Annotated in this window: 25 protein-coding genes and 3 tRNA genes; 7 read left to right on the top strand and 21 right to left on the bottom strand. The window is 41.2% G+C overall.

Annotated features, from left to right (window positions below; translation table 11 throughout):
• Positions 1 to 16: 16 nt before the first annotated feature.
• Together PVK79_RS21225 and PVK79_RS21230 are read right to left on the bottom strand one after the other, a co-directional pair.
• Complete coding sequence (locus tag PVK79_RS21225) at positions 17 to 2,191, bottom strand: YgiQ family radical SAM protein (RefSeq protein ID WP_145234682.1); 2,175 nt, start codon at positions 2,189 to 2,191, stop codon at positions 17 to 19.
• A gap of 94 nt (positions 2,192 to 2,285) precedes the next feature.
• Positions 2,286 to 4,481, bottom strand: a complete 2,196-nt coding sequence (locus tag PVK79_RS21230) for a bifunctional diguanylate cyclase/phosphodiesterase (protein WP_182732595.1) — start codon at positions 4,479 to 4,481, stop codon at positions 2,286 to 2,288.
• Positions 4,482 to 4,721: 240 nt separating this feature from the next.
• Here PVK79_RS21230 and PVK79_RS21235 point away from each other — a divergent pair, with 240 nt between their 5' ends.
• Positions 4,722 to 5,252 carry an SRPBCC family protein gene (locus PVK79_RS21235; RefSeq protein ID WP_257324648.1) on the top strand — a complete coding sequence of 177 codons (531 nt, stop codon included), beginning with the start codon at positions 4,722 to 4,724 and terminating at the stop codon, positions 5,250 to 5,252.
• Positions 5,221 to 6,108, top strand: coding sequence for a TIGR03899 family protein (locus tag PVK79_RS21240; RefSeq protein WP_145234676.1), 888 nt, complete (start codon positions 5,221 to 5,223; stop codon positions 6,106 to 6,108). Before PVK79_RS21235 ends, PVK79_RS21240 begins: the two co-directional genes overlap by 32 nt.
• Positions 6,109 to 6,132: 24 nt before the next feature.
• Here the strand turns inward: PVK79_RS21240 and PVK79_RS21245 are convergent, their stop codons facing one another.
• From PVK79_RS21245 to PVK79_RS21285, 9 genes are all read right to left on the bottom strand, one after another.
• The gene (locus tag PVK79_RS21245; RefSeq protein ID WP_145234674.1) at positions 6,133 to 6,894 is read right to left on the bottom strand and encodes a TIGR04219 family outer membrane beta-barrel protein; all 762 of its coding nucleotides are present in this window, start codon (positions 6,892 to 6,894) and stop codon (positions 6,133 to 6,135) included.
• A 3-nt stretch (positions 6,895 to 6,897) separates the two neighbouring features.
• Complete coding sequence (locus tag PVK79_RS21250) at positions 6,898 to 7,884, bottom strand: DUF2333 family protein (RefSeq protein ID WP_274803976.1); 987 nt, start codon at positions 7,882 to 7,884, stop codon at positions 6,898 to 6,900.
• 8 nt (positions 7,885 to 7,892) lie between these two features.
• Positions 7,893 to 8,411, bottom strand: coding sequence for a copper chaperone PCu(A)C (locus tag PVK79_RS21255; RefSeq protein WP_145234669.1), 519 nt, complete (start codon positions 8,409 to 8,411; stop codon positions 7,893 to 7,895).
• Between the two features lie 101 nt (positions 8,412 to 8,512).
• Positions 8,513 to 8,836, bottom strand: coding sequence for a hypothetical protein (locus PVK79_RS21260; RefSeq protein WP_145234667.1), 324 nt, complete (start codon positions 8,834 to 8,836; stop codon positions 8,513 to 8,515).
• Between the two features lie 9 nt (positions 8,837 to 8,845).
• A complete protein-coding gene (locus PVK79_RS21265; RefSeq protein WP_145234665.1) occupies positions 8,846 to 9,052 on the bottom strand; it encodes a PspC domain-containing protein in 207 nt (68 codons plus the stop codon).
• Positions 9,053 to 9,063: 11 nt separating this feature from the next.
• On the bottom strand, positions 9,064 to 9,735 hold the full coding sequence (locus PVK79_RS21270) for a PspA/IM30 family protein (RefSeq protein WP_182735668.1): 672 nt from the start codon (positions 9,733 to 9,735) through the stop codon (positions 9,064 to 9,066).
• 235 nt (positions 9,736 to 9,970) lie between these two features.
• Positions 9,971 to 10,903 (bottom strand): tRNA dihydrouridine(20/20a) synthase DusA, encoded by a 933-nt coding sequence (gene dusA / locus PVK79_RS21275; protein ID WP_246175640.1) that lies wholly within the window; start codon positions 10,901 to 10,903, stop codon positions 9,971 to 9,973.
• Between the two features lie 202 nt (positions 10,904 to 11,105).
• Positions 11,106 to 11,576 carry an outer membrane lipoprotein-sorting protein gene (locus tag PVK79_RS21280; protein WP_145234659.1) on the bottom strand — a complete coding sequence of 157 codons (471 nt, stop codon included), beginning with the start codon at positions 11,574 to 11,576 and terminating at the stop codon, positions 11,106 to 11,108.
• A gap of 104 nt (positions 11,577 to 11,680) precedes the next feature.
• Positions 11,681 to 12,301, bottom strand: coding sequence for a MarC family protein (locus tag PVK79_RS21285; protein ID WP_145234657.1), 621 nt, complete (start codon positions 12,299 to 12,301; stop codon positions 11,681 to 11,683).
• Positions 12,302 to 12,394: 93 nt separating this feature from the next.
• Here PVK79_RS21285 and PVK79_RS21290 point away from each other — a divergent pair, with 93 nt between their 5' ends.
• The 3 genes from PVK79_RS21290 to PVK79_RS21300 all read left to right on the top strand — a co-directional run bounded on the left by PVK79_RS21290 (position 12,395) and on the right by PVK79_RS21300 (position 13,799).
• Positions 12,395 to 12,829: a transcriptional repressor gene (locus tag PVK79_RS21290; protein ID WP_145234655.1), complete on the top strand. Its 435-nt coding sequence runs from the start codon at positions 12,395 to 12,397 to the stop codon at positions 12,827 to 12,829.
• An 80-nt stretch (positions 12,830 to 12,909) separates the two neighbouring features.
• Positions 12,910 to 13,377 (top strand): chemotaxis protein CheX, encoded by a 468-nt coding sequence (locus PVK79_RS21295; protein ID WP_145234652.1) that lies wholly within the window; start codon positions 12,910 to 12,912, stop codon positions 13,375 to 13,377.
• Entirely contained in the window at positions 13,374 to 13,799 is a 426-nt protein-coding gene (locus PVK79_RS21300) for a secondary thiamine-phosphate synthase enzyme YjbQ (protein ID WP_145234649.1), read from the top strand. Before PVK79_RS21295 ends, PVK79_RS21300 begins: the two co-directional genes overlap by 4 nt.
• A gap of 78 nt (positions 13,800 to 13,877) precedes the next feature.
• On the opposite strand, the gene tnpA is transcribed toward PVK79_RS21300, so the two are convergent.
• From tnpA to orn, 5 genes are all read right to left on the bottom strand, one after another.
• Complete coding sequence (tnpA, locus tag PVK79_RS21305; protein WP_182700879.1) at positions 13,878 to 14,321, bottom strand: IS200/IS605 family transposase; 444 nt, start codon at positions 14,319 to 14,321, stop codon at positions 13,878 to 13,880.
• 136 nt (positions 14,322 to 14,457) lie between these two features.
• Positions 14,458 to 14,533 (bottom strand) — tRNA-Gly (locus PVK79_RS21310).
• A 46-nt stretch (positions 14,534 to 14,579) separates the two neighbouring features.
• Positions 14,580 to 14,655 (bottom strand) — tRNA-Gly (locus PVK79_RS21315).
• A 160-nt stretch (positions 14,656 to 14,815) separates the two neighbouring features.
• Positions 14,816 to 14,891, bottom strand: a tRNA-Gly gene (locus tag PVK79_RS21320).
• A gap of 247 nt (positions 14,892 to 15,138) precedes the next feature.
• On the bottom strand, positions 15,139 to 15,684 hold the full coding sequence (gene orn / locus PVK79_RS21325; protein WP_145234646.1) for an oligoribonuclease: 546 nt from the start codon (positions 15,682 to 15,684) through the stop codon (positions 15,139 to 15,141).
• A 121-nt stretch (positions 15,685 to 15,805) separates the two neighbouring features.
• On the opposite strand from orn, the gene rsgA reads away from it, so the two are divergent.
• Complete coding sequence (gene rsgA / locus PVK79_RS21330) at positions 15,806 to 16,864, top strand: small ribosomal subunit biogenesis GTPase RsgA (protein WP_257324665.1); 1,059 nt, start codon at positions 15,806 to 15,808, stop codon at positions 16,862 to 16,864.
• An 18-nt stretch (positions 16,865 to 16,882) separates the two neighbouring features.
• Positions 16,883 to 17,749: an archaetidylserine decarboxylase gene (gene asd, locus PVK79_RS21335; RefSeq protein WP_182779322.1), complete on the top strand. Its 867-nt coding sequence runs from the start codon at positions 16,883 to 16,885 to the stop codon at positions 17,747 to 17,749.
• A gap of 86 nt (positions 17,750 to 17,835) precedes the next feature.
• Here asd and PVK79_RS21340 read toward each other — a convergent pair whose 3' ends face one another.
• From PVK79_RS21340 to PVK79_RS21360, 5 genes are read right to left on the bottom strand one after another with little or no spacing between them, the layout of a single operon-like run.
• Positions 17,836 to 18,609 carry a HesA/MoeB/ThiF family protein gene (locus tag PVK79_RS21340; protein ID WP_182732512.1) on the bottom strand — a complete coding sequence of 258 codons (774 nt, stop codon included), beginning with the start codon at positions 18,607 to 18,609 and terminating at the stop codon, positions 17,836 to 17,838.
• Entirely contained in the window at positions 18,602 to 20,137 is a 1,536-nt protein-coding gene (gene thiE, locus PVK79_RS21345; protein WP_257324670.1) for a thiamine phosphate synthase, read from the bottom strand. The genes PVK79_RS21340 and thiE overlap by 8 nt, the downstream gene beginning before the upstream one ends.
• A gap of 33 nt (positions 20,138 to 20,170) precedes the next feature.
• Positions 20,171 to 20,968 (bottom strand): thiazole synthase, encoded by a 798-nt coding sequence (locus tag PVK79_RS21350; protein ID WP_257324672.1) that lies wholly within the window; start codon positions 20,966 to 20,968, stop codon positions 20,171 to 20,173.
• A gap of 1 nt (position 20,969) precedes the next feature.
• Positions 20,970 to 21,167, bottom strand: coding sequence for a sulfur carrier protein ThiS (gene thiS / locus PVK79_RS21355; RefSeq protein ID WP_182732524.1), 198 nt, complete (start codon positions 21,165 to 21,167; stop codon positions 20,970 to 20,972).
• Between the two features lie 20 nt (positions 21,168 to 21,187).
• The gene (locus PVK79_RS21360) at positions 21,188 to 22,189 is read right to left on the bottom strand and encodes an FAD-dependent oxidoreductase (protein WP_257324675.1); all 1,002 of its coding nucleotides are present in this window, start codon (positions 22,187 to 22,189) and stop codon (positions 21,188 to 21,190) included.
• Positions 22,190 to 22,229 lie beyond the last annotated feature (40 nt).

The following is a 22,229-nucleotide window of genomic DNA, read 5'->3' on the forward strand; positions in this document are numbered from 1 at the left end:
TTTTATTTACCTAAAATTACCTAGCCCGCTGACGATTACCGCCAACCTTAGGTTTGGTATTGGCTTTTTTAAACTGGCTAAAGCCGGTGTGGCGGCTAAGCGCTGGACGCCCGCCTTTACCTGCTTTAAGCGATTTTTCGTCACGGGTTTCTTCTGGCACTAAGCAGTTTGGACCTTTACCAATCAACTTGGCTTTGCCCATACTACGCAGTGCTTCACGGATCATCGGCCAACCTGCTGGGTCGTGATAACGCAATATCGCTTTATGTAAACGACGTTGACGCGCGCCTTTTGGCACCGGCACTTGCTCGGTATTATTTTTAATATTACGCAGCGAGTTCATCCCAGTGTGATAAATCGTGGTGGCATTAGCCATTGGTGACGGATAAAAATTTTGCACTTGATCTAATTTAAAATCATTCGACTTTAACCACAACGCCATGTTCACCATGTCTTCGTCTTTAGTGCCAGGATGCGCAGAAATAAAATAAGGGATCAGGTACTGCTTTTTCCCTGCTTCTTTTGAGTATTTATCAAAAAGCTCTTTAAACTGATCATATGCGCCCATGCCTGGTTTCATCATCTTAGATAATGGCCCGTCTTCGGTATGCTCAGGCGCAATTTTTAAATAACCACCAACATGATGGGTTACGAGTTCTTTGACGTAACGAGGGTCTTGCACAGCTAAATCGTAGCGAACACCAGAGGCTATTAGGATTTTTTTAATCCCCTTAACTTCACGGGCCTTTTTATACAACTCGATAGTCGGTGTATGGTCGGTATCCATATGCTTACAAATATCAGGATATACACACGATAAACGTCGGCAGGTACTCTCAGCTTTTTTGCTCTTACAACGCAGTTTATACATGTTAGCAGTTGGCCCACCAAGGTCCGAAATAACCCCAGTAAACCCTGGTACTTTGTCACGAATTTGTTCGATTTCTTCAATAATCGATTCTTGTGAACGACTTTGAATTATCCGTCCTTCATGCTCAGTAATTGAACAGAAACTACAGCCACCAAAACAACCTCGCATAATATTAACTGAGGTTTTGATCATGTCGTAAGCGGGGATTTTTGCAGTACCATAACTTGGATGCGGAACTCGCTGATAAGGCAATCCAAACACCGCATCCATTTCATGTGTTTCAAGCGGATACGCAGGTGGGTTAACCCAAATAGAGCGATCGCCATGGCGTTGGAATAACGCTCGAGCACAACCTGGGTTCGTTTCTTGATGTAAAATACGTGATGCATGAGCGTACAGTGGTTTATTAACACTCACTTGCTCAAACGCAGGTAGCTTAACGTAGGTTTTTTCCCAAGGTTTAGGACGCGCTGGCTGAATGGTAATTGGTTTTGCCGCTTCAGCTTGTAAATCAATACCCGCTTTTTTAAATTCGCTTTTGCTACAACCCACATCATCCGCACCATATGGGTTTGGAATTGGGTCAATTTTACCAATTTTATCAATCGCGGTAGAATCACTACCACGCCAGCCCGGTAATGGCTCTTTACGAATAACCGCCGTACCACGGATATCTTGAATGGTATCCATCGTTTCGCCGGCGGCAATACGATGAGCAACTTCTATTAATGGTCGCTCAGCATTACCGTAAATAAGAATATCGGCTTTGGCATCAAATAAAATACTACGGCGAACTTTTTCTTGCCAGTAATCATAATGGGCAATTCGACGTAAGCTGGCTTCGATACCACCTATTACAATTGGCACACCTTTGTAGGCTTCGCGGCATCGTTGTGAGTAAATCATCACCGCACGATCAGGACGCTTGCCACCCACATTACCGGGCGTGTAGGCATCATCATGGCGCATACGCTTTTCAGCCGTATAGCGGTTGATCATCGAGTCCATGTTACCGGCAGTCACACCAAAAAATAAGTTAGGCTTACCAAGTGCCATAAAGGCATCTTTCGAATCCCATTCTGGCTGAGCGATAATACCGACTCTAAAACCTTGTGCTTCAAGTACGCGACCAATTACCGCCATACCAAAGCTGGGGTGATCTACATAAGCATCACCACTGATAATGATGATATCGCAGCTATCCCAGCCAAGGGCATCCATCTCTTCGCGTGTAGTTGGTAAAAATGGTGCTGTGCCGTAACACTCAGCCCAATATTTAGGGTATGAGAATAACGCTCGCTTGGCTTTAAGTGCGCTCATATAAAGTAACCAATTGCTTTAAAAAAGGTCGCAAAGTATACCCGAATTAATCACCAAGCGATATTAGCTATTTACACTGGCATCAAACATAATATTATTTTTTACTTTCAATATATTGAATAAGCTCAACTTCAGGCATCGGTTTAGCGTACATAAAACCTTGCACTTCATCACAGCCCAATTGCTTAAGAAAATCAGCTTGTGCTTGTGTTTCAACGCCTTCTGCAATCGTTTTTAATCCGAGCTGCGCGCCAAGAGCTATAACCAGCTTGGCAATTGCGCCGCTGTCTTTTTCGGGTAAGTCTTTGACAAATGCACGATCTATTTTCAACCTATCCAACGGTAACTTTTGCAAATAACTCAGTGATGAAAAACCAGTTCCAAAATCATCTATCGCCACTTCAATACCAAACTCTTTTAGATCTTGCAGTGTTTCAATCACCATCGAGAGATCATCCATCACCACACTTTCGGTAACTTCTAATTCAATATTTTTTGGGTTTACCTGATATTTTCGCAAAGTATCTTTGACTTGTTGTGCGTAGCCTTTCACCTTAAATTGCGGTACCGACACATTGACCGCAATACAAATTTCAACACCTTGAGCCTCAAGACGTTTTTGCTGCTGACAAGCCTGATCCAATACCCATTGACCAATCTCAACAATTAGCCCGGCATCTTCAGCAAGTGGCACAAAAACCGCGGGGGAAATATAGTTACCTTGTCCCGATGGCCAACGTAGTAATGCTTCGCAGCCTTTTAATGACAAATCACTAAACGCCAATTGCGGTTGATACCAGACTTCCAATTTATTATTTTCAAAGTCTTGGCGAAGCTGGCGAATAATCCCTAATCGCCAAGCCATTTGCTCTTCCATATCGGGAGTGTAACAAACAGCATTCCCCTGATTACCTTTTTTAGCGTGATTGAGTGCGATATACGCAAGCTTAAGTGTTTCAATACCTGTGGTTTGAAAGTCCTGTTGCTCGCACAAACCAATTTTAAAATTAACCGGTAACAAATGCTCTGCTGCTGCAAACGGCAAACTTAAATTTTCACTTAATTCGTTTAAATCAAATCCATCGCGCTCAATTAAAAAACCAAATACATCTGCACCAATCCGTGACAGTAATTTAGCGTTTGGGTATTCTTGCTTGAGCCGTTCAACGATTGAAGTAAGCAAGTGATTACCCACCTCTTGACCCAGGCCATTATTGATATCTGAAAAGTGTGCAACATCTATTAGAATAAATATATACTCGTTACTATTTAACCGATGATACTTTTCAATTTGTTCAATAAAATCAGTTCTATTGGCAAGACCTGTTAACACATCTTTGTAGGCTGCATCTCTGAGTTTATTAAAAAGTCTGACGTTATCTAAGCCTACACTGACGTTTGTTAAGAAAATTTCAGCAAATTGCAATTGTGTTAAGCTTGGTTGGCTAACGTACTCTAAGTAAATAGCAGCCTGACGATTTTTACTTTTCAATAAAAACGTAGTGTCGTGCTCAGTGTGCTGATGTTCGCCAAACTCAAAACAATTTTGCACTTGCAAAATAATCCGCCCATCATCAAGTTGTTCTACACCTTGGCCAATAAAAGCACTAAACTCAGCACAACCACCCAACACTTGAACCTGATAGCTATCATCCAGACTGCCACACACAACCCCCCTTGGCGCACAATCTAAAATTACCGAGAGCTGCTTAATCACCGCCATAGTAAATGCTTTAATGTCGGTAAAACCTAAAATAGCCTTTGAGGCTAACAGAATATTATTTAACGCTTTGCTTTGATATTCAAGTTGGCAAACTTGTTCGTATGAGCGAATAGCTGTAACTAACGAGGTAACTAGCTTACTGCGGGTAAGTTCGGTTTTAGTTTTATAATCATTGATATCATATTCTCGGATCACTCGCTCTTCAGGCGCATATCCGGGCTGACCCGTTCGTAAGATAATTCGTACGTTATGGTTTTTCAGCGTATCGCGTACCTCTTTAACTACTTTTAAGCCTGCATCATCGGATTCCATGACTACATCTAACAGTAATACCGACACATTATTAGTATTAGCTAACACTTCAACTGCTTCAGCGCCAGAATAAGCATGATGAAAACGCAGTGTTCTTCCCCAAAACTCAACGCCTGAGAGTGCTAGTTCTGTTACAGTGTGAATTTCAGGATCATCATCAACAATCAGAACATCCCAGTAATCTTTGGGCGCAACTTCTTCATGAGGCTCGTCTTCATGGTTGAAAAACAAAAAATCATTGTGTTCTGACGTCATTCCAAATCCTTTAAATTCAAATATTGCGCGCCATCATTTAATATTAAGACAATTCATTATTGACTAATAAGTTATCACTATTTAACTTATGATACAGTATTAATGTCGATGATTAATGAATATTGGTTTACAGATTATAGTCGATATTCAGCACCTTGCTGTGCGATAGTAGAATTTATAATTTAAGGAACAGCCATTAATATTTTACCCAGAATTACTAAATTTATTTTTCTGATTACTTTGATTTTACTGGTAATTGGACTGCTATTACCACAACAATACCAAGTCCAAAAGAGCATTAAAATTCATGCTCCGCAAACAGATATCACCCCGTTGCTTAGTGATTTTACCAAGTGGACTAGCTGGTCACCTTGGCAAAAAGTAGATCCAAGTATTGTTTTCACGCTTGGAGAGCCTAGTTCTGGCGTGGGTGCTCATCAGTTTTGGCAAAGTAGCTGGGGAGTAGGTGAAATGACGATTACCAATATAAGCAGCACTAAAATCAATTTTAATATTCTCTTTAATGAAGAACATATTATTAAAGGTGTGATCTCTTTTTCACCTCTAGCTAATGGAAATCAAGTAACATGCTCACTAGATGGCGAAGTTACTACTTCGATTCTAGGTGGCTATTTGGCGCTATTTAGCCAATATATTTTGGCAAATACGGTGAAACTTGGACTTAATAATTTAAAAACTACTGCGCAGCTGCAAACAGCAACACACAGCGAGAAGATCGATGACGATTCAAACAGCCCAAGCAAAAATTAACCTTGCTCATATAATTGAAATTAAACTAGGTTACTCGATGAGTAAAACCAGTTCGACTCGCCTTACCAGTGCCAGTGATGATAGTTATGGTCCACAAGGGCAAAGTAAACTGCCCTATCAAGTCAATAGTGATAACTCAACGCTCAATAGAGCCCAACATCGCCAACAATTACTACTTATCAAACAACAACAAAATATTGAAGCGATTATGGCTATGGCTATGGATTTTTGCCCCGACGTAACTAGTAAAGGGCAACCTGACAGTGATTGGGTCGAACGCTTTATTGCACTATGTGAAGATACTTCAAACGAATCAATGCAAAAACTGTGGGCAAAAATTTTAGCGGGAGAAACTGTATCACCGGGAACATTTTCAATTAAAAGCTTACAAACACTTAAGCAGATGACCCAGCGCGAAGCGGATGCACTACAAAAATGTACCGCAATTTGTGGCTATAATGAAAAAGATAATAGCCATTTAATTTTATTAGGCTTTTATAAAAAACCTTCGCTATTTGATTTGCTACGCAAAGGCAATAAAGTATCGTTTAACTTAGGTAAAGCTGGGATCAGTTTTCCTGATGTATTAACTTTGATGGATATTGGCCTAATCTACCGTAAAGAAATTGAATCTGCAGCGCTTAAGGCTGGCCAAGAAATGAATCTGACATTTTTAACCCAACGGGTCGTACTCAAACCAAAAAATAACGATTTAGTGCTCAGTTACTATAAATTTACGCAAACGGGTGATGAACTTAGAAAATTGATTAACACGCCAGTTAATAAGGCTTATAAGCAATTGTTAAGCAGTGCACTTGAGGAAGAGTTTGAAGTAGCGTGGCACGCAATTAAATAACGGTACCACGCCAAAGCAAACAAATTAGAAGTGAATTTGTATGCCTGCAAATGGACCTGATGCATCAATATTAGTATATAGATTATCAATATCATCAAGCTCTAGCGTCATTTGACGGTAACCCGCTTTGATATCTAAATCTACCGCTAAGTTGTCAAGTAAAGCCCATGCAATACCCGCTTGGTAGTCTTGTACTTTACTATCATCGATAGCAAGTAAGCTACCTTCAAAGAAAACACTTAAACCCGTTAACGGTAAGCCTACTTCAGCACGACCATAAACTAATGGCACAAAACCTGAAAAATCCACAGTTTCTGTTGTTGCTTTACCATTTGCTGTACCAGTAACAACAATATCGCCATCAAACTGCTTAGCATTTACACCTAAATCGATAGATAATAAGTCATTATCAAATATCTCATAGTATAAAATATAATCAACGTGTGATAAGTCGCTGATCGTAGTTGCTGTGGTATTGGTTGTAAATGAAGTACCACCAAACTCAAACGTCTCATTAAGCAAGGTTGAGCCATTTAACTCAAGCTCGGTATACTTTAACTTTATATTTGGCACTAATGGAATTGGATGCTCAAGCGCTGCGTAGTAGCTGATGAAGGTTTCATCTTCAAAATTAAAGTCTTGCATATTACCGCTATCTGAAAAGCTACCTGAATTATCAGATTGCCAGCCATCAACACCAACATATAAACCTAAAAGGGTGTCAGCGTGAGCCGCTGGAGCCAAAAATGCCATCGAAAGGGCAGCGGCTAAACAGTACTTTTTCATGTGTTATCCTTGCGCTAAAAGTTCGCTAAGTTCAATAAGAGCCGCATTGGCTCGTGAAATATAATTTGCCATTACTAATGAATGATTAGCAACAAAACCAAAACCATTACCATTTAAAATCACCGGACTCCAAACAGTCTCTTGGGTTGCTTCAAGCTCACGTATAATTTGTTGTAAGCTCACACGTGCATTCTTTTTCTCTAATACATCAGCAAAGTCATATTCTACCGCTTGCAAAAAATGTAATAAAGCCCAAGTTGCACCGCGTGACTCATAAAACACGTCATCTATTTCCCACCAAGAGGTTTTTATCTGATTTTGTAATGGTGCATAAGTCGCTTGATGTGCTTCTTTGTCACCGGCTAAATCAGTATTTAACCGATCTTGACCAACACTGACACTTAACCGCTGACTTAAACTACCAAGGCGTTTTTCGGCTTCTTTTAACCAGCCTCGTAGGTTATCTGCCCGCGCATAAAACTGACTGTCACGGCTGTTTTGGTCAGCGATTTGAGTACGATACACAATTAATAAATCAATGCCTTTTTGGTATTCACTCTCGGCACTTGGCCACGCCCATGCTTCTGAACTAATATTAAATTGGGGCTGGGCTTTTTTTAGAGCTTCATGTTCGGTCGATTGCGACTGAGAACGGCTAAAGTCTTTACGCATTGATAGCGCCAAATCACGCGTCATTTCTAATGCGCCATATTCCCAAGCAGGCATATTATCCATAAGAATACTCGGAGGTATTACATCATTTGATAAATAGCCACCAGGTTTTTTCAATAATGTGCTGGCAACATTAATCAAAGCCGTAGTTGTTGTGTAACCTGTTACTAGTTTTTCGCCACGCTGCTGCGCATCCTGTTTAGCTTGCGTGATCACATTTACGCGGCTTGGCTCAACACTCCAATACACAGATACGGCATAAAATAAAATAAAAACTAATATTAGCCCTGCTATAATTTTCCCTTTATGTTGTGACATTTAATCTCCTAGTGATGTGTATGGTGCTGTTCAGATTGTGATACTTGCTCAACTTGGCTTTCTAATGAAACCACGGTAGCTTGAGTAAATACACGATCTCCATTGCTAAAATATAGCGTGAGTTTGAGCTCTTGCCCTATTTTTAACGGCTCTTTTGGTTCAAAAACCATTAAATGATAACTGCCTGGTTTAAAATCTAGCTGTTGATGTGCTTTGATCTCTAACGCATCTACTTTTTGCATTTTCATCATACCATTAACATGCTGATGTTCATGTACTTCAACTCGTCCTAAGCTCTCAAGGCTAGCCTTAGTTAATGTCACTGCTGCATCACCATGATTAACAAGCGTTAAATAACCAACACTAGATTGACTGCCAGGTAAAAAAATCCTTACTTGGGCATTGCTAACTACAATATCACTTGCTGTATCATGTTGATGCTCTGCATGGGCAAATAGCACTGGAGAGTATAGGCCTACAGCTAAAAAAGCCGCTGTGAAGATAGTTAGTAATGGCTTAAGAGTCATTTCGATCCTTGTTATAATAATCACTTTAAGTGCTAAATTTAGCATATTTGCGAAAAAATAGTCAGCTAAATTAGCATTTAAGGTAACCTCTGTGTGGCAAGCTATGCGACCTTTTTATTATCCGCGACTAACCAACACAGAAAAACAATCAGCAGTAGCGGCCATGCGATCATCACAGAACCGAACAACAAAGCTAGCATCACGCCGACTCCTATTATTAGACCTGCGCCAATCAAACCAACGCTAACCAGCGCAATAATGGCAATAACGACCACAACAGCGACTAATGCACCAAATAACTCAATGCCAACCCAACTCAAGTCAGCAATCCACAAAGGGAGCTGCCATGAGTCAAACTGCATTATCTCAAATGGACTAGAAGCGATAAACAATGCTGCTAGCAGACACAGTGCAATAATTTTCATGGCGCTCTCCTAATAAACCTTGTTGTCTAAACAACAATGTGCAATTAAATAACCCGCACCTATAAATAGTGGGAACTGAATAAACAGTACAATAGTTGCTAATCGAGTTGCCCAAATCGGAAAGTCAAACCGACGCGCTAAGCCACTACATACTCCCGATATTTTTTTATTTAATGGATCTTTACTCCATTGAGTATTGTTATTAAATGTATTCATTTTTATAACTCCTAAGCCGACTGTTTTACTTTAGCTTTAAGTGCTGCAAGCTCTTTATCCAAGGCTTCGTCTTTAACAAGCGCATCAATTTGCATTGCCGTGTCTGATTGATTAGCTGCAGCCATTTCGTATGCTTCCACTTGTGATTCAATTGACTCAACTCGGCGCTCAATCACATCAAAACGCGACAGTGCATGTGCCACTTTATCGCTATGTAACTGTTGATTAACTCGTACTCGTGCATTTAAAACACTATGCACCTGAGTTAAGCTCTGCCGCTTTGCTTTGGCAGCACTAAGTTTGTCTTGTAAACGCTGTGCATCGTCAGCTAACTTGGCCATTGAATCGGTTAATTTAACGAGCTCAGGTTCAACAGCTGCCATATCAGCGGCTACACGCTGCTTTTCTTTTAATGCGGCTGTGGCTAAATCATCTCGACCTTTACTGACGGCTATTTCGGCTTTTTCTTGCCATTGTGCTATGGATGTTAACTTATCGCTTTGCTGGCGTTTCAATGCTTTTTCTTCACACAAAATAGCTGCAGCGGTAGTACGGCACTCATTCAGAGCTTGTTGCATCTCGATAATAAGTAAATTAAGTAGTTTTGCTGGATCCTCTGCCTTATCAAGCACAGCGACCAAGTTTGATTGAATTAGATCATTAACACGATTCATTAGGCCCATGATTTTCTCCTGTTGATTATGGGTGATTACACCAAGGAGATTCCAAGACTTATGCCATGTCGTTAGAAAAACAACTAAAACAATAAATAACAATAGGATAGAAAGATAACATCAATTTAAAAGTGACGTTTAGCTGAATTAAAATACGTTAAATTAACTAAAAAAGTGATATTTTGACTAAATTTTAGGATCAAAAAAAGCCACTAAAAAGTGGCTTTCAAGATTAAAATTTCAGCTATTCAGGCACAAAACTTAATGCTTTATCCATCACTGATAAATCGGCTTGCTTACCATGGCCGTTTTCAGATAAATGACGTCTAAATCCTCGCGCCCCTGGTTGGCCTTGGAAAATACCCAACATATGGCGAGCTATATGCCAAAAGTTAGCGCCTTGGCGCATTTCATCTTCAATATAACCATACATTGAACGCACCACGTCATGACGGGATAATGTACACGCAGTATCACCGTAAATTTTCTCGTCCACTTCACTTAATATAAATGGATTACTATACGCTTCACGACCGATCATAACGCCATCAAGATGCGCTAAATGAGCAAGACTATCAGCGATGGTATTAACCCCACCATTTAAGCTTAAATCAAGCTGTGGGTAATCTTTTTTCAGTTGATAAACACGCGGATAATCAAGTGGTGGAACTTCACGGTTTTCTTTCGGACTTAATCCCTTTAGCCATGCTTTACGGGCGTGAATAATAAAGTCATCACAGCCAACCTTATGACTCGCTTCGATCAGCGCACATAAAAACTCATATGAATCCTGCTCATCAATACCAATGCGTGTTTTCACCGTAACAGGAATAGTAACCTCCGCCTTCATTGCTGCAATACAATCAGCAACAAGCTGCGGCTCGCCCATTAAACACGCACCAAAGCGGCCATTTTGCACTCGATCCGAAGGGCAACCAACATTTAGGTTTACTTCATCATAACCACGTTCAGCAGCCAGTTTTGCACACTTTGCCAAAGCTTCAGGATCAGAGCCACCTAATTGCAAAGCAACGGGGTTTTCATGTGTATTAAAGTGTAGATAATCACCACGCCCAAATAAAATTGCACCGGTTGTTACCATTTCGGTGTAAAGCACCGCATGCTTGGTCATTTTACGATGAAAAGTACGGCAATGGCGGTCTGTCCAATCAAGCATGGGGGCCACAGAAAAACGTCTATTCAAAGTAAAATCCTCAGATGATATATAAGTATAAGGGTTATTCCCTCATTGGAAGGCACTATATTTTACACAAATCAAAGCCGAGCTTCAATCGTAAGCAAGTTGTTGTTTGTCGGTAGCAGAGATTGAGTTGTTTAACGCAGCAACAAAAATGTATGCTGCGCTTTAGATAATATACTTAAAACGATTTTGTTAGATTATCAAATTGCTGGCCTTGCACTGTAATGGTGGTTTTTTCTAAGCTTATATAATCATTTTTTTGCTTGGGGTTAACCAAACGTGCTGCGACTTCAAATTTAGCAACTTTAGCTTCGCTATTTAGCTCAAGTATTTTTAAAGATGAATGAGTATCATGCTTAGCTGACTGCACATAATATTCACCAGCCCAACTGGCATCAAACACTAAATTAGGCGCATTTTTAGCGGAAGATTCAATAAACACTCCCTCTTTAATTTCGTCTCGTAATAAAGTAACGGTGTAATGATCTCCTCCCGTATGACCGAAATATACGGTAACAGCATGATTGTCATTATGGCTAAAATCATAGTCAGTAACTTGAATAACCTTCATTTCGCTTTGAGGCGGTTCAACGCAGGCCGTTAATCCCAAAACAAGAAAACCGCATAAAATAATCTTTTTTAATAACATTTTTCATTCCTTAAATTTTATTACGTTATATTTAATCTAGATAATTCTAAGCAACAATTCAAAATTTTATATGACAATAGCTATTTAACAGCAATACACAGCCTTTATGTAAATACTTGTAAGCCAAAATAGTGGGCTATCCCGTCGAGTATATTTGTCACGGCAACTGATGAAAGGATCAAACCCATGATCCGGCTGATGATACTCGCACCGCTGTCACCAATTAATTTGTGAACATGGGTTGCCAACAGTAACAGCACAAGTACCACAACAAGAACAGCTAACATCATTGATGAAGTAATTAACTGCTCAACCCACGTGTATTCAGTGTTACGAGTCATCAAAACAGCGCCAAGCATCGCACCTGGACTGGCGATTGATGGAATAGCTAAAGGGAAAATGGCCGTTTCAGTGCTATCACGTACACTTTTAATTTCCATTTCTGGTTTACTTTCACCAAAGATCATAGACAAAGCGAACAGCAATAACACGATACCACCTGCGATTTGAAACGCTGACAAGGGGATATTGATAGCATTTAAAAGCAGCTCCCCAGCGACAACAAAAAACAATAGTACCCCAGCAGACACCAGAACAGCTTTCAACGCGACTTTACGTTTGAATTTGTCACTATCACCGCGTGTTAAGGCTATAAAAACAGGCACAGTACCGATTGGATCAATAACCGCAAAAAAGAAAATAAATACCGCTAATAATTCATTCATTGTTGGCCTTCCTAGAATAAAACTGTCTAATAAAAACGCTGCAACTACAATACAGTATGTTAGTATATCACGGTAGCGTAAGGATAAGAGAAGATGAAAATAGAATCACTCGTTAGTAAAGCCAAACAAGTGTGTGACAATCGCGGTGCGCGATTCACTCCAATTCGTGAAAAAGTATTTCGCCTATTAGCAAGTGCGCAAGGCGGAGTGGGCGCTTATGATTTATTAGAGCAACTAAAACTCACTGAATCAGGAGCAAAACCAGCCACAATTTACCGTGCCTTAGACTTTTTAGCTGAATTAGGTTTTATTCACAAAATTGAAAGTACTAACGCATTTATGTTGTGTCATCATTTTGATCATATCCACCCTGTACAACTGTTGATATGCGATAGTTGTGGTTTTGTCAAAGAGCTACACTCTAGCGTGATTTCGCATGAACTTAATAGTCTTGCTGCTGAGAGTGGTTTCGTCGTATCGGGGCAAACTATTGAAGCCCATGGTAGATGTGGAAATTGTAAAGAATAATTAAGTGCAGAGCTAAAATAACTCACTACACTTTAACGTATAACCGCAGTTAAACTGCTAAATTCGAGGGATAAACAATAATGAATGTAGAGTTCATCAATCCTTTTTTATCATCTTTATTAAATGTGCTCAGCACAATGGCGCAAACCGAACTAAAACCGGGTAAGCCGAAAATAAAAAAAGATGAAGTTGCCTGTGGCGACGTTTCGGGATTAATTGGCATGGTAGGACCGCAAACTAAAGGTTCATTTTCGATCACTTTTGATGAGAGCCTTGCCCTGACTATTATGGAAAGAATGCTAGGTGAACGCCCTGATTCGATCAATGAAGAAGTAACCGATATGGTTGGTGAAATTACCAATATGGTCACTGGTGGGGCAAAAAATTTACTTGGTGAAAAAGGCTATGACTTTAATATGGCTACACCAATCGTTGTGTCTGGTAAAGGTCATACCATAACTCATAAAAGTGAAGGGGCAAAAATATTGATCCCATTTACCTCTGATGCCGGTAATGCCAATATTGAAGTTAGTTTCGATAAAATATGAGCTGGTTGCAAAAACAACTACTTTTAAAGCCTCGCTCTCGAGGCTTTCATATTATTGATAGCGAAATACTCAGCCAACTCCCTGAGATTTCCGATTACCAAATTGGCTTATTACACCTTTTTATACAGCATACCTCAGCCAGCTTAACGATTAATGAAAATGCTGATCCGACAGTACGTATGGATATGGAAAGTCACTTCAATAAATTTGTTCCCGAGCGCCAACCTTATTATCGTCATGATTACGAAGGTGATGATGATATGCCTGCGCATATAAAAACGAGTACCTTAGGCTGCGAGCTAACGATTCCAATTAGCCAAGGACGTTTACAGCTTGGTACATGGCAAGGGATCTATTTAGGCGAACATCGTGACCATGGCGGCGCAAGACGTATTATTGCAACGCTGCAAGGGCAAGTTTAAATAAAACTATTTAAATAAACATCCCCGGGGCAAGCCCTTATGCTAACGCAGAACTCACTTCGTGAGCGGGGTATTTGGTTAGAACATAGCTAACTGATGATCCGAATGGAGTTGGTCATAATTATTTCCTTGGTTTTTCACATACTTTCTTATCATTGATTCGTCACCATGTTTTCCTACCGTACTTGCAAAATAACCATCTGACCAAAACTCTCCACCCCATAACTGCTTTTTAACATGAGGGCACTTTTTAAAAACCTCTCTTGCCGTTAAACTTTTAATCATCGTTACCAACTTTGTAATGCTGTAGGTTGGTACTGACTGAACTAAAAAATGAATATGATCTTCATCCGTCCCAATTTCTAAAAATTTGATTTCGTAACGTTTTTCTATTTCAACACAAATTTCTGTGATTGCCCTATCAACTCCCACATCAAGAACTGCTCTTCTATATTTTGCAGGGAAAACTAAGTGATAAAGTAAAACTGTCACATTGTGGCTTTTATGTATAAATTCGCTCATTACTCAATACTACGCCGCAAGCGGCGGGGAATAAACCCGAAGAGATTTAAATTGAAGTACTAAATAAATTGGATATGTGCTTTAAGCAATAACTGCTTGTCAATCAAACTTGGGTGGGTATTCATTTTGAAGAGATTGGAGCGGTACACGAGGCTCGAACTCGTGACCTCGACCTTGGCAAGGTCGCGCTCTACCAACTGAGCTAGTACCGCATAATATTTTCACTTTAAACTTACCCCAATTTCTTTGGTTAGAAATTGGAGCGGCACACGAGGCTCGAACTCGTGACCTCGACCTTGGCAAGGTCGCGCTCTACCAACTGAGCTAGTGCCGCATTTCAAAATAGTCAGTAATTTGTCCGTTGGTGCGCGACAAGTCGCGGTAAAACGTTCTGGCAACTGAGCTAGTGCCGCATTATAATTTTTAGGTTATAGGTTCTAAAAAAGTTTATAGCTTTTAATTTGAAACTTGCTGCAATTTCTTTGGTGAGAAATTGGAGCGGCACACGAGGCTCGAACTCGTGACCTCGACCTTGGCAAGGTCGCGCTCTACCAACTGAGCTAGTGCCGCATTTCAAAATTGTCAGTAATTTGTCCGTTGGTGCGCGACAAGTCGCGGTAAACGTTCTGGCAACTGAGCTAGTGCCGCATTCAAAATAGTTAGTAATTTTTCCGTTGGTCCGCGACAGGTCGCGGTGAACGTTCCGGCAACTGAACTAGTGCCGCATTCAAATTGCTCAAGCACACTAACCCCGCGGGGGTTATCGTCTTAAGCGGGGCAGGATTCTACAATAATCCGATGTGTTTGCAAGTGTTTTTTACAAATTAAAGAATTTTTCTTGGTAGACTTTTAATTCCATGATGGAATCTTTGATATCATCAAGAGCAAGGTGTGAACCTTTTTTGTGCACTTGTGCTAAAACTTCTGGTTTCCAGCGTCGTGCTAGTTCTTTGATAGTGCTTACGTCTAAATTACGATAGTGGAAGTAATCTTCCAGTTCACGCATATATTTATTCATAAAGCGTCTATCTTGGCCTATTGAATTACCACACATAGGCGAAGCGCCAGCAGGAACCCACTGCTTTAAAAATGCCAAAGTTTGTTCAACAGCATCTTGCTCTGTGAATGTGCTCGCTTTACAGCGTGCAGTTAACCCTGACTGACCATGTTGCTTAGTACACCATTCATCCATACCATCAAGCAATTCATCACTTTGATGAATAGCAATAGTTGGCCCTTCAGCCAAGATGTTTAACGCACTGTCGGTGACAACCGTGGCGATTTCGAGTATTTTGTCTGTACTTGGTTCAAGACCTGTCATTTCGAGGTCGAGCCAAATCAGATTTGATTTATGAAAAGACATAATTACCTTGCGGTGCTTTCCTTTAGATCTAACGCATTTAGATATATCATATTAGTATCATCAGTCGACCTAAAGCTTTTTTTTCAAAAAGCACGACATTTAACTAAGTTATGGGCCAAAAGTGGCAAAACAGAAGAAATTAAGTAAAGGTCAATCCCGTAGGATTAAGGCCAATCACCAAAAACGCTTGTCTAATGCAGATTCTGCGCCAACCACTAACAAGGTTGAGCAATGGCAAACTGACAATTTAGGTGCGCCTGAAAATGCCGTGGTGATCAGTCGGTTTGGTCAACATGCCGATATTGAAACTGATAACGGAGATGTTTTGCGCTGCAATATTCGCCGTACCGTTAAAGGTATTGTTTGCGGAGACGAAGTGCAATTTCGCCGCGCAAAAGTCAGTGAGGGTGATTTAGCAGGTGTAATTGAAGCGATGCACGATCGTCGCTCGCAGTTAACACGTCCTGATTTTTACGATGGTGTAAAAGTCATTGCTGCTAACATAGATCAAATTCTAATGGTGTCAGCAGTACTACCAGAGTTTACGCCTAGTATTATCGACCGTTATTTAATTGCCTGTGAAGACATGGGCATAGAGCCTATTTTAGTACTTAATAAAATAGACTTGATTGACGAACAAGGCTTAGCAGGCATTAACCAAGTACTTGATATTTACCGTAAGCTTGATTATCAGGTTTTATTAGTAAGTAATAAAAGCGGTTACGGCATTGACGCGCTAAAAGAAACGTTAGTTGATAAGAACAGTATCTTTGTTGGTCAAAGTGGGGTCGGTAAATCGACCTTAGTGAATACCGTTTTACCTGATGCTGAAATACTCACTAAAGAGGTCTCTGAAAACAGCGGTCTTGGCCAGCACACAACAACGGTGTCACGATTACATCACCTCCCTTCTGGTGGTAATTTAATTGATTCCCCGGGTATTCGTGAGTTTGGTTTATGGCACTTAGATGTTGAACGTGTGACTTGGTGCTTTAAAGAGTTTCGCAAGTTTATTGGCGGTTGCCGCTTTAGAGACTGTAAACATTTAAATGATCCAGGCTGTATAATTCGCCAAGCAATCGATGATGGTGATATTTCACAGCTACGTTTTGATAGCTACCATAGAATTTTAGAAACAATGGCCGATGGCCGAGCGGGTGCTCGTGCTCCACGCGTATAATTTTTTAGGAAAAAACTTGTGAGTTTAGACAAATTCAAAATCGCAATGCAGTACGCAATGCCAAAACATTTTGTATCCCGTATGGTAGGCAAGTTAGCTGCAGCTAAAGCAGGTGCACTAACAACTACTTTAATTAAATTGTTTATTAAACAATATAAAATTGATATGAATGAAGCGCAATATAGCGACCCAGCTCACTATAAAACGTTTAATGAGTTTTTTACTCGTCCTTTAAAAGAAGGCGTTCGGCCATTAACCACTGAAGATGACATAATTACTCACCCTGTAGATGGTGCCATCAGTCAATTAGGCCCAATTGTTGAAGGCCAGCTTATTCAAGCTAAAAATCACAACTATAGCTTACAAGCTTTACTTGGCGGCTCAGAGCAAGATACAGCGCCATTTTTAGGCGGCGACTTTGCAACGATTTACTTAGCGCCAAAAGATTATCATCGTATTCATATGCCGATTGATGGCACCTTGAGTAAAATGATTTACGTCCCCGGTGATTTATTTTCAGTAAACCCACTTACCGCGCAAAATGTACCTAATCTATTCGCTCGTAACGAACGCGTAGTAGCCATTTTTGAGACTGAAATTGGCCCGCTTGCTATGGTATTAGTGGGTGCAACAATTGTTGCCAGTATCGAAACTATTTGGGCCGGTACAGTTACACCACCAGCAGGTAAAGATGTATTTAGCTGGAACTACAAAACCTCAGGTGAAAATGCAATTACCTTGAAAAAGGGTGAAGAGATGGGTCGCTTTAAATTAGGCTCCACGGTTATTTTAGCCTGGGGTGCTAATAAAGCAGATATCTTTGATGATCAAAAACCAGGCACAGTGACTCGCATGGGCACACCGTTTGCTAAAGTTGATGATTGATGATTAATACCTAATTAATAATTAAGTTATAACTCATTTTAATTAAAAACGCGGACCGACTAATGCAGTCATGCCGCGTTTTTTATTTAAGCTCTTTCCCCTGCACACTCAGTACACTCGGGCGCTTTAGTTAATTTAAACTGCTGCTGCGCTAAACTTAGCCCATCAAAACGAATAAACTGACTGCCTTGATGATGGCCCAGCAAGATATTAACTGCCAACAGTGCTTGCATCGAGCCAATAACACCTAACAACGGACTAAGCACGCCCGCGTTACTGCAATTAAGCGCTTGCTGTTGCGGTTGTGCTCCAAATATACACCCGTAACAAGGGCTCTGTGGCTGGCGAAAATCAAAACACATCAGCTGCCCTTCACTCGCTATTGCCGCCCCCGACACCAGTGGAATACCCAGTGCCAAGCATTGCTGGTTTACTACATAGCGAGTGCTGAAGTTATCGCTGCAATCAAGTACTAAGGTTGCGCCAGTAAAAACTTGCTCAGCATTTTCAGTGGTTAATTTTGCACTTACTGTGTTGATCTTGATTTGATTATTTAAGCTGCTTAATACTTTGCCCGCAGCGCTGACCTTATCTTGCCCTAAATGATTTACTTTATAGAGCACTTGGCGCTGTAAATTTGAAAGCTCAACCTTATCATCATCTAACAAGCTTAATTCGCCAATGCCAGCCGCAGCTAAATACAGTAATGCGGGGCTGCCTAACCCCCCCGCTCCAATTACCACAACGTGAGCGGCTTTGAGCTTTAACTGCCCTTCAAAGCCGACTTCTTTAAGCATTAAATGACGACTGTAACGTAACTGCTCTTTGTCAGATAAAGATCCTTTTATTGCCTCACTCATTGCTATTAATAGCCATTTGTAAATCGGCAATCGCCTGTTGATAGTCACTTGCTTCACTAATAGCCCTAACAACAGCTACACTGCCAACACCGGTTGCAGCAACCTCGCCCGCTCTTGATAAATCAATGCCACCAATAGCTACCGTTGGGTAATCACTCATTAACGGCACAAAATGCTTTAACTTTTCAAGCCCTTGAATTTGCCCTGTCATATCTTTGGTCGTGGTTGGATAAATAGCGCCAAACGCCATATAACTCGGGCGGTAATTATGAGCGCGCAGCATTTCATAAAAACCATGGGTCGAAATCCCCAAACGCATGCCCGACTCTTTAATGGCCACCAGATTAGCCTCAAGTAAATCGTCTTGACCTAAATGCACACCATAAGCGCCATGTTTGATTGCCAGCTGCCAATGATCGTTGATATACACATTGCCATCGTACTTTTTACCAAGTGTTACCGCCGCAGCAATAGCGTGTTCAAGCTCTTCTTCGCTGGCGTTTTTCATTCTAAGTTGTACAGTTTTAACGCCTTGCGCTAAGCACTTTTCTAACCAATCGAGACTATCAACCACCGCATATAAACCAAGCCGTTTGTTTTCACACTCAGTAAAACCTGCCGCCATAGTAAATTCGTTTGGTTGTTCAAAATCCAGCTCATCACCCAGCCAACTACCCGCTTCAATGACTTGTGGGTAATCATCAAGATTATCGGGAAAGCTCGTTTGTGCCACAGGGCCAATTCCTTCACCATAACGAACCGCAGCTTTTAAGCCTTGATTTATATAGGCTTTGGCTAAAATAAAGGCATCTTTAAGCGGGTAACCTTTCGCTAAACACGCTGCAATCACTGACGCCATACTACAACCGGTACCATGGCTGTGCGGCGTTTGAATTTTTTCGTTACCAAGCCAATATTCATTACTGCCATAAGAGCTGGCATCACTGCAGTAATCAATGCAATATCCGCTTGGATAATCCCAATGGCCACCTTTGATCAGCACCGCTTTTGCGCCCCAGCTTTGCAGCTTTTGCGCAGCCTCGATCACAGCACTGGGACCAATTAAATATATCCCAGTGAGCAACTGCGTTTCATGGGTATTGGGGGTGATCACATCCACCAGCGGCAATAAGCATTCTTTAATTGCGCTAACGGTATCTTCTTCTGTCAGTAAGTCACCACTGCTAGCAATGGCCACCGGATCATATACAACCAAAGGCGCAACCGGCCAAGTGGCTTTATAATGTTTTAGATGCTCACTGATCAATTGAATTTGCTGCACATTGGCCAGCATACCAATTTTAATAACACGGGCTTTCATGTCGCTTTCAAGGGCGAGTAATTGCGACTCAATAACATCGGTTGAAATCGGGTTAAGTGCTTCAACGCCTAGGCTGTTTTGCGCAGTCAATGCGGTGATCGCTGTACAACCATGGACGCCAAAACTTTGCATCGCTTTAATATCCGCCTGAATACCTGCACCACCGCCAGAGTCAGAGCCAGCAATTGTCCAAACAACATGATTCATAGTTACGTATTTCCTAATTTTTTACTTCATTTATTACTGTTGATGCCAAAATGGCATACCCATAGTGGGCGTAGATGGCGCAGCGACGTCTTTTTCTGGCATCGCCTTTGCTCGGTAAGCAAAACGACCCGCATCAACGGCTGCTTTAAATGCATGACTCATGGTAACAGGGCAGCCCGCCCCTGCAATAGCCGAATTCAATAACACCGCATCATAACCTAATTCAAGCGCTTGGCAGGCGTGTGATGGTAAGCCAAGGCCAGCATCAACAATCAATGTGGTATCGGGTAGGCGCTCCCGAATAGTTTTTAAATTATATTTATTTAACAAGCCCTTACCTGTGCCAATAGGTGCTCCCCATGGCATCAGCACTTCACACCCTGCATCAGCTAAACGCTGACATAACACTAAGTCGTCAGTACAATAAGGTAATACTTTAAAACCTTCGGCTAATAAAATCTGTGTCGCTTCCAGTAATGCAAATGGATCTGGTTGCAGGTTATAGTCATCACCAATCAACTCAAGTTTTATCCAATCGGTAGCAAACACTTCGCGGCACATTTGTGCCAGTGTAATTGCTTCATTGACACTGTGGCAGCCTGCAGTATTGGGTAGAATTTTTAAGCCCGTATCTTTGATCAATTGCCAAAAGTCATCTCCTGCGGCGGCACTTTGTTGACGTCGTAATGACACAGTAACAATCTGCGTGCCAGAGGCAACAATCGAATCGGCCATAACCGCAGGTGATGGATAAAGTGCTGAGCCAATTAATAACCGACTAGTGATCTGCTCACCATAAATACTGAAACTATCTGATATTACGCTACTCATATTAGCCACCTTGGATCGGTGACAGTAATTCAATGCTATCGCCTTCGTTAAGTAAGGTAGTATCACATTGACTACGCGGTATAAATTGACCATTAAGCGCCACTGCAAAAGGCTCTTTTGCTGCAAACTGCGTCAAACCTTGGGCTACATTGGCGTTATCTGCTAACTCAAAATGTTGACCATTAATTGTTATTTTCATACTTACTTTCATAATAAGCCTTATTTTATCCGTGCAATGGCATCGGCCACTAAACTCGGTGCGAGTAAATAACCATGACGATATAAGCCATTAATGCTGATCACATTTTGCTGCTGGGAAACCTGCGGGCGATTATCACTAAATGCAGGACGCAGGCCGGTTTGAATATTCAACACTCGCGCCTCAGCAAAACCACTGTGTACTGTGTACGCTGCTGACAACAACTCAAGAGTCGAACGCACAGTGGCAGCCCCCTTATCTTGTGATTCAATTTCTGTCGCGCCAATTACGTATTGATGATTTGGCTTCGGAGCAATATAAATAGGATAACGCGGGTGCATTAACCGCACTGGCCGCGTTAAATTAACCTCAGGGGCGTACAAACGCACTACTTCGCCACGTACTCCGCGTAGCTTACACGCTACACTTTTAGCGCCAAGGCCACGGCAATCAATAATATAATCAAACGATTGCTGTAGATTTAGCGATGTTACATCAACCTGTTGTGCAAACTTAAAGCTCACATTACGCTGCTTTAGAGTGTTAAAACTAGCTTGATAAAAAGCCTGATTATCAATTTGCCCTTCGCAAGGTAAATACACACCTTGGTTAAAACGCCCTGTAAGCTCTGGCTCTAATTCAGCAATATGTGCCCCTGTTAACTGATGTCCTTGATGTTCAGCTAAAGGCTTTAAACGCAGTATAAAACTTTGTAAGTCACCTTTATCTTGCTGGTGTGCAACCACAAGTGTGCCTTGCTGTTGGAAAAACACCGCTTCATCAAGTTGCGCTAAAATTCTCGGCCAACGCTTTATTGAATCCAGCCCCATCAAGGCCAAGTCTTGCTCGCAGAATACAGATTCAGCCAGTGGTGCAAGCATCGCCGCTGCCACTCTTCCTGCACTATCAAGCGCTTGTTCGTCACCCGCTTCATAAACAGTTACCCGATGCTGTAAACTCAACTCAAGCGCCGTTAAACGCCCCGTTAAACCAAACCCCACCACCGCAATATTGTAAGACATGAGAATCCTTAATTCAGTTTTCTAGCTACAAGAGTAAAGT

Source organism: Pseudoalteromonas rhizosphaerae (assembly GCF_028885455.1).
GTDB lineage: Bacteria > Pseudomonadota > Gammaproteobacteria > Enterobacterales > Alteromonadaceae > Pseudoalteromonas > Pseudoalteromonas rhizosphaerae.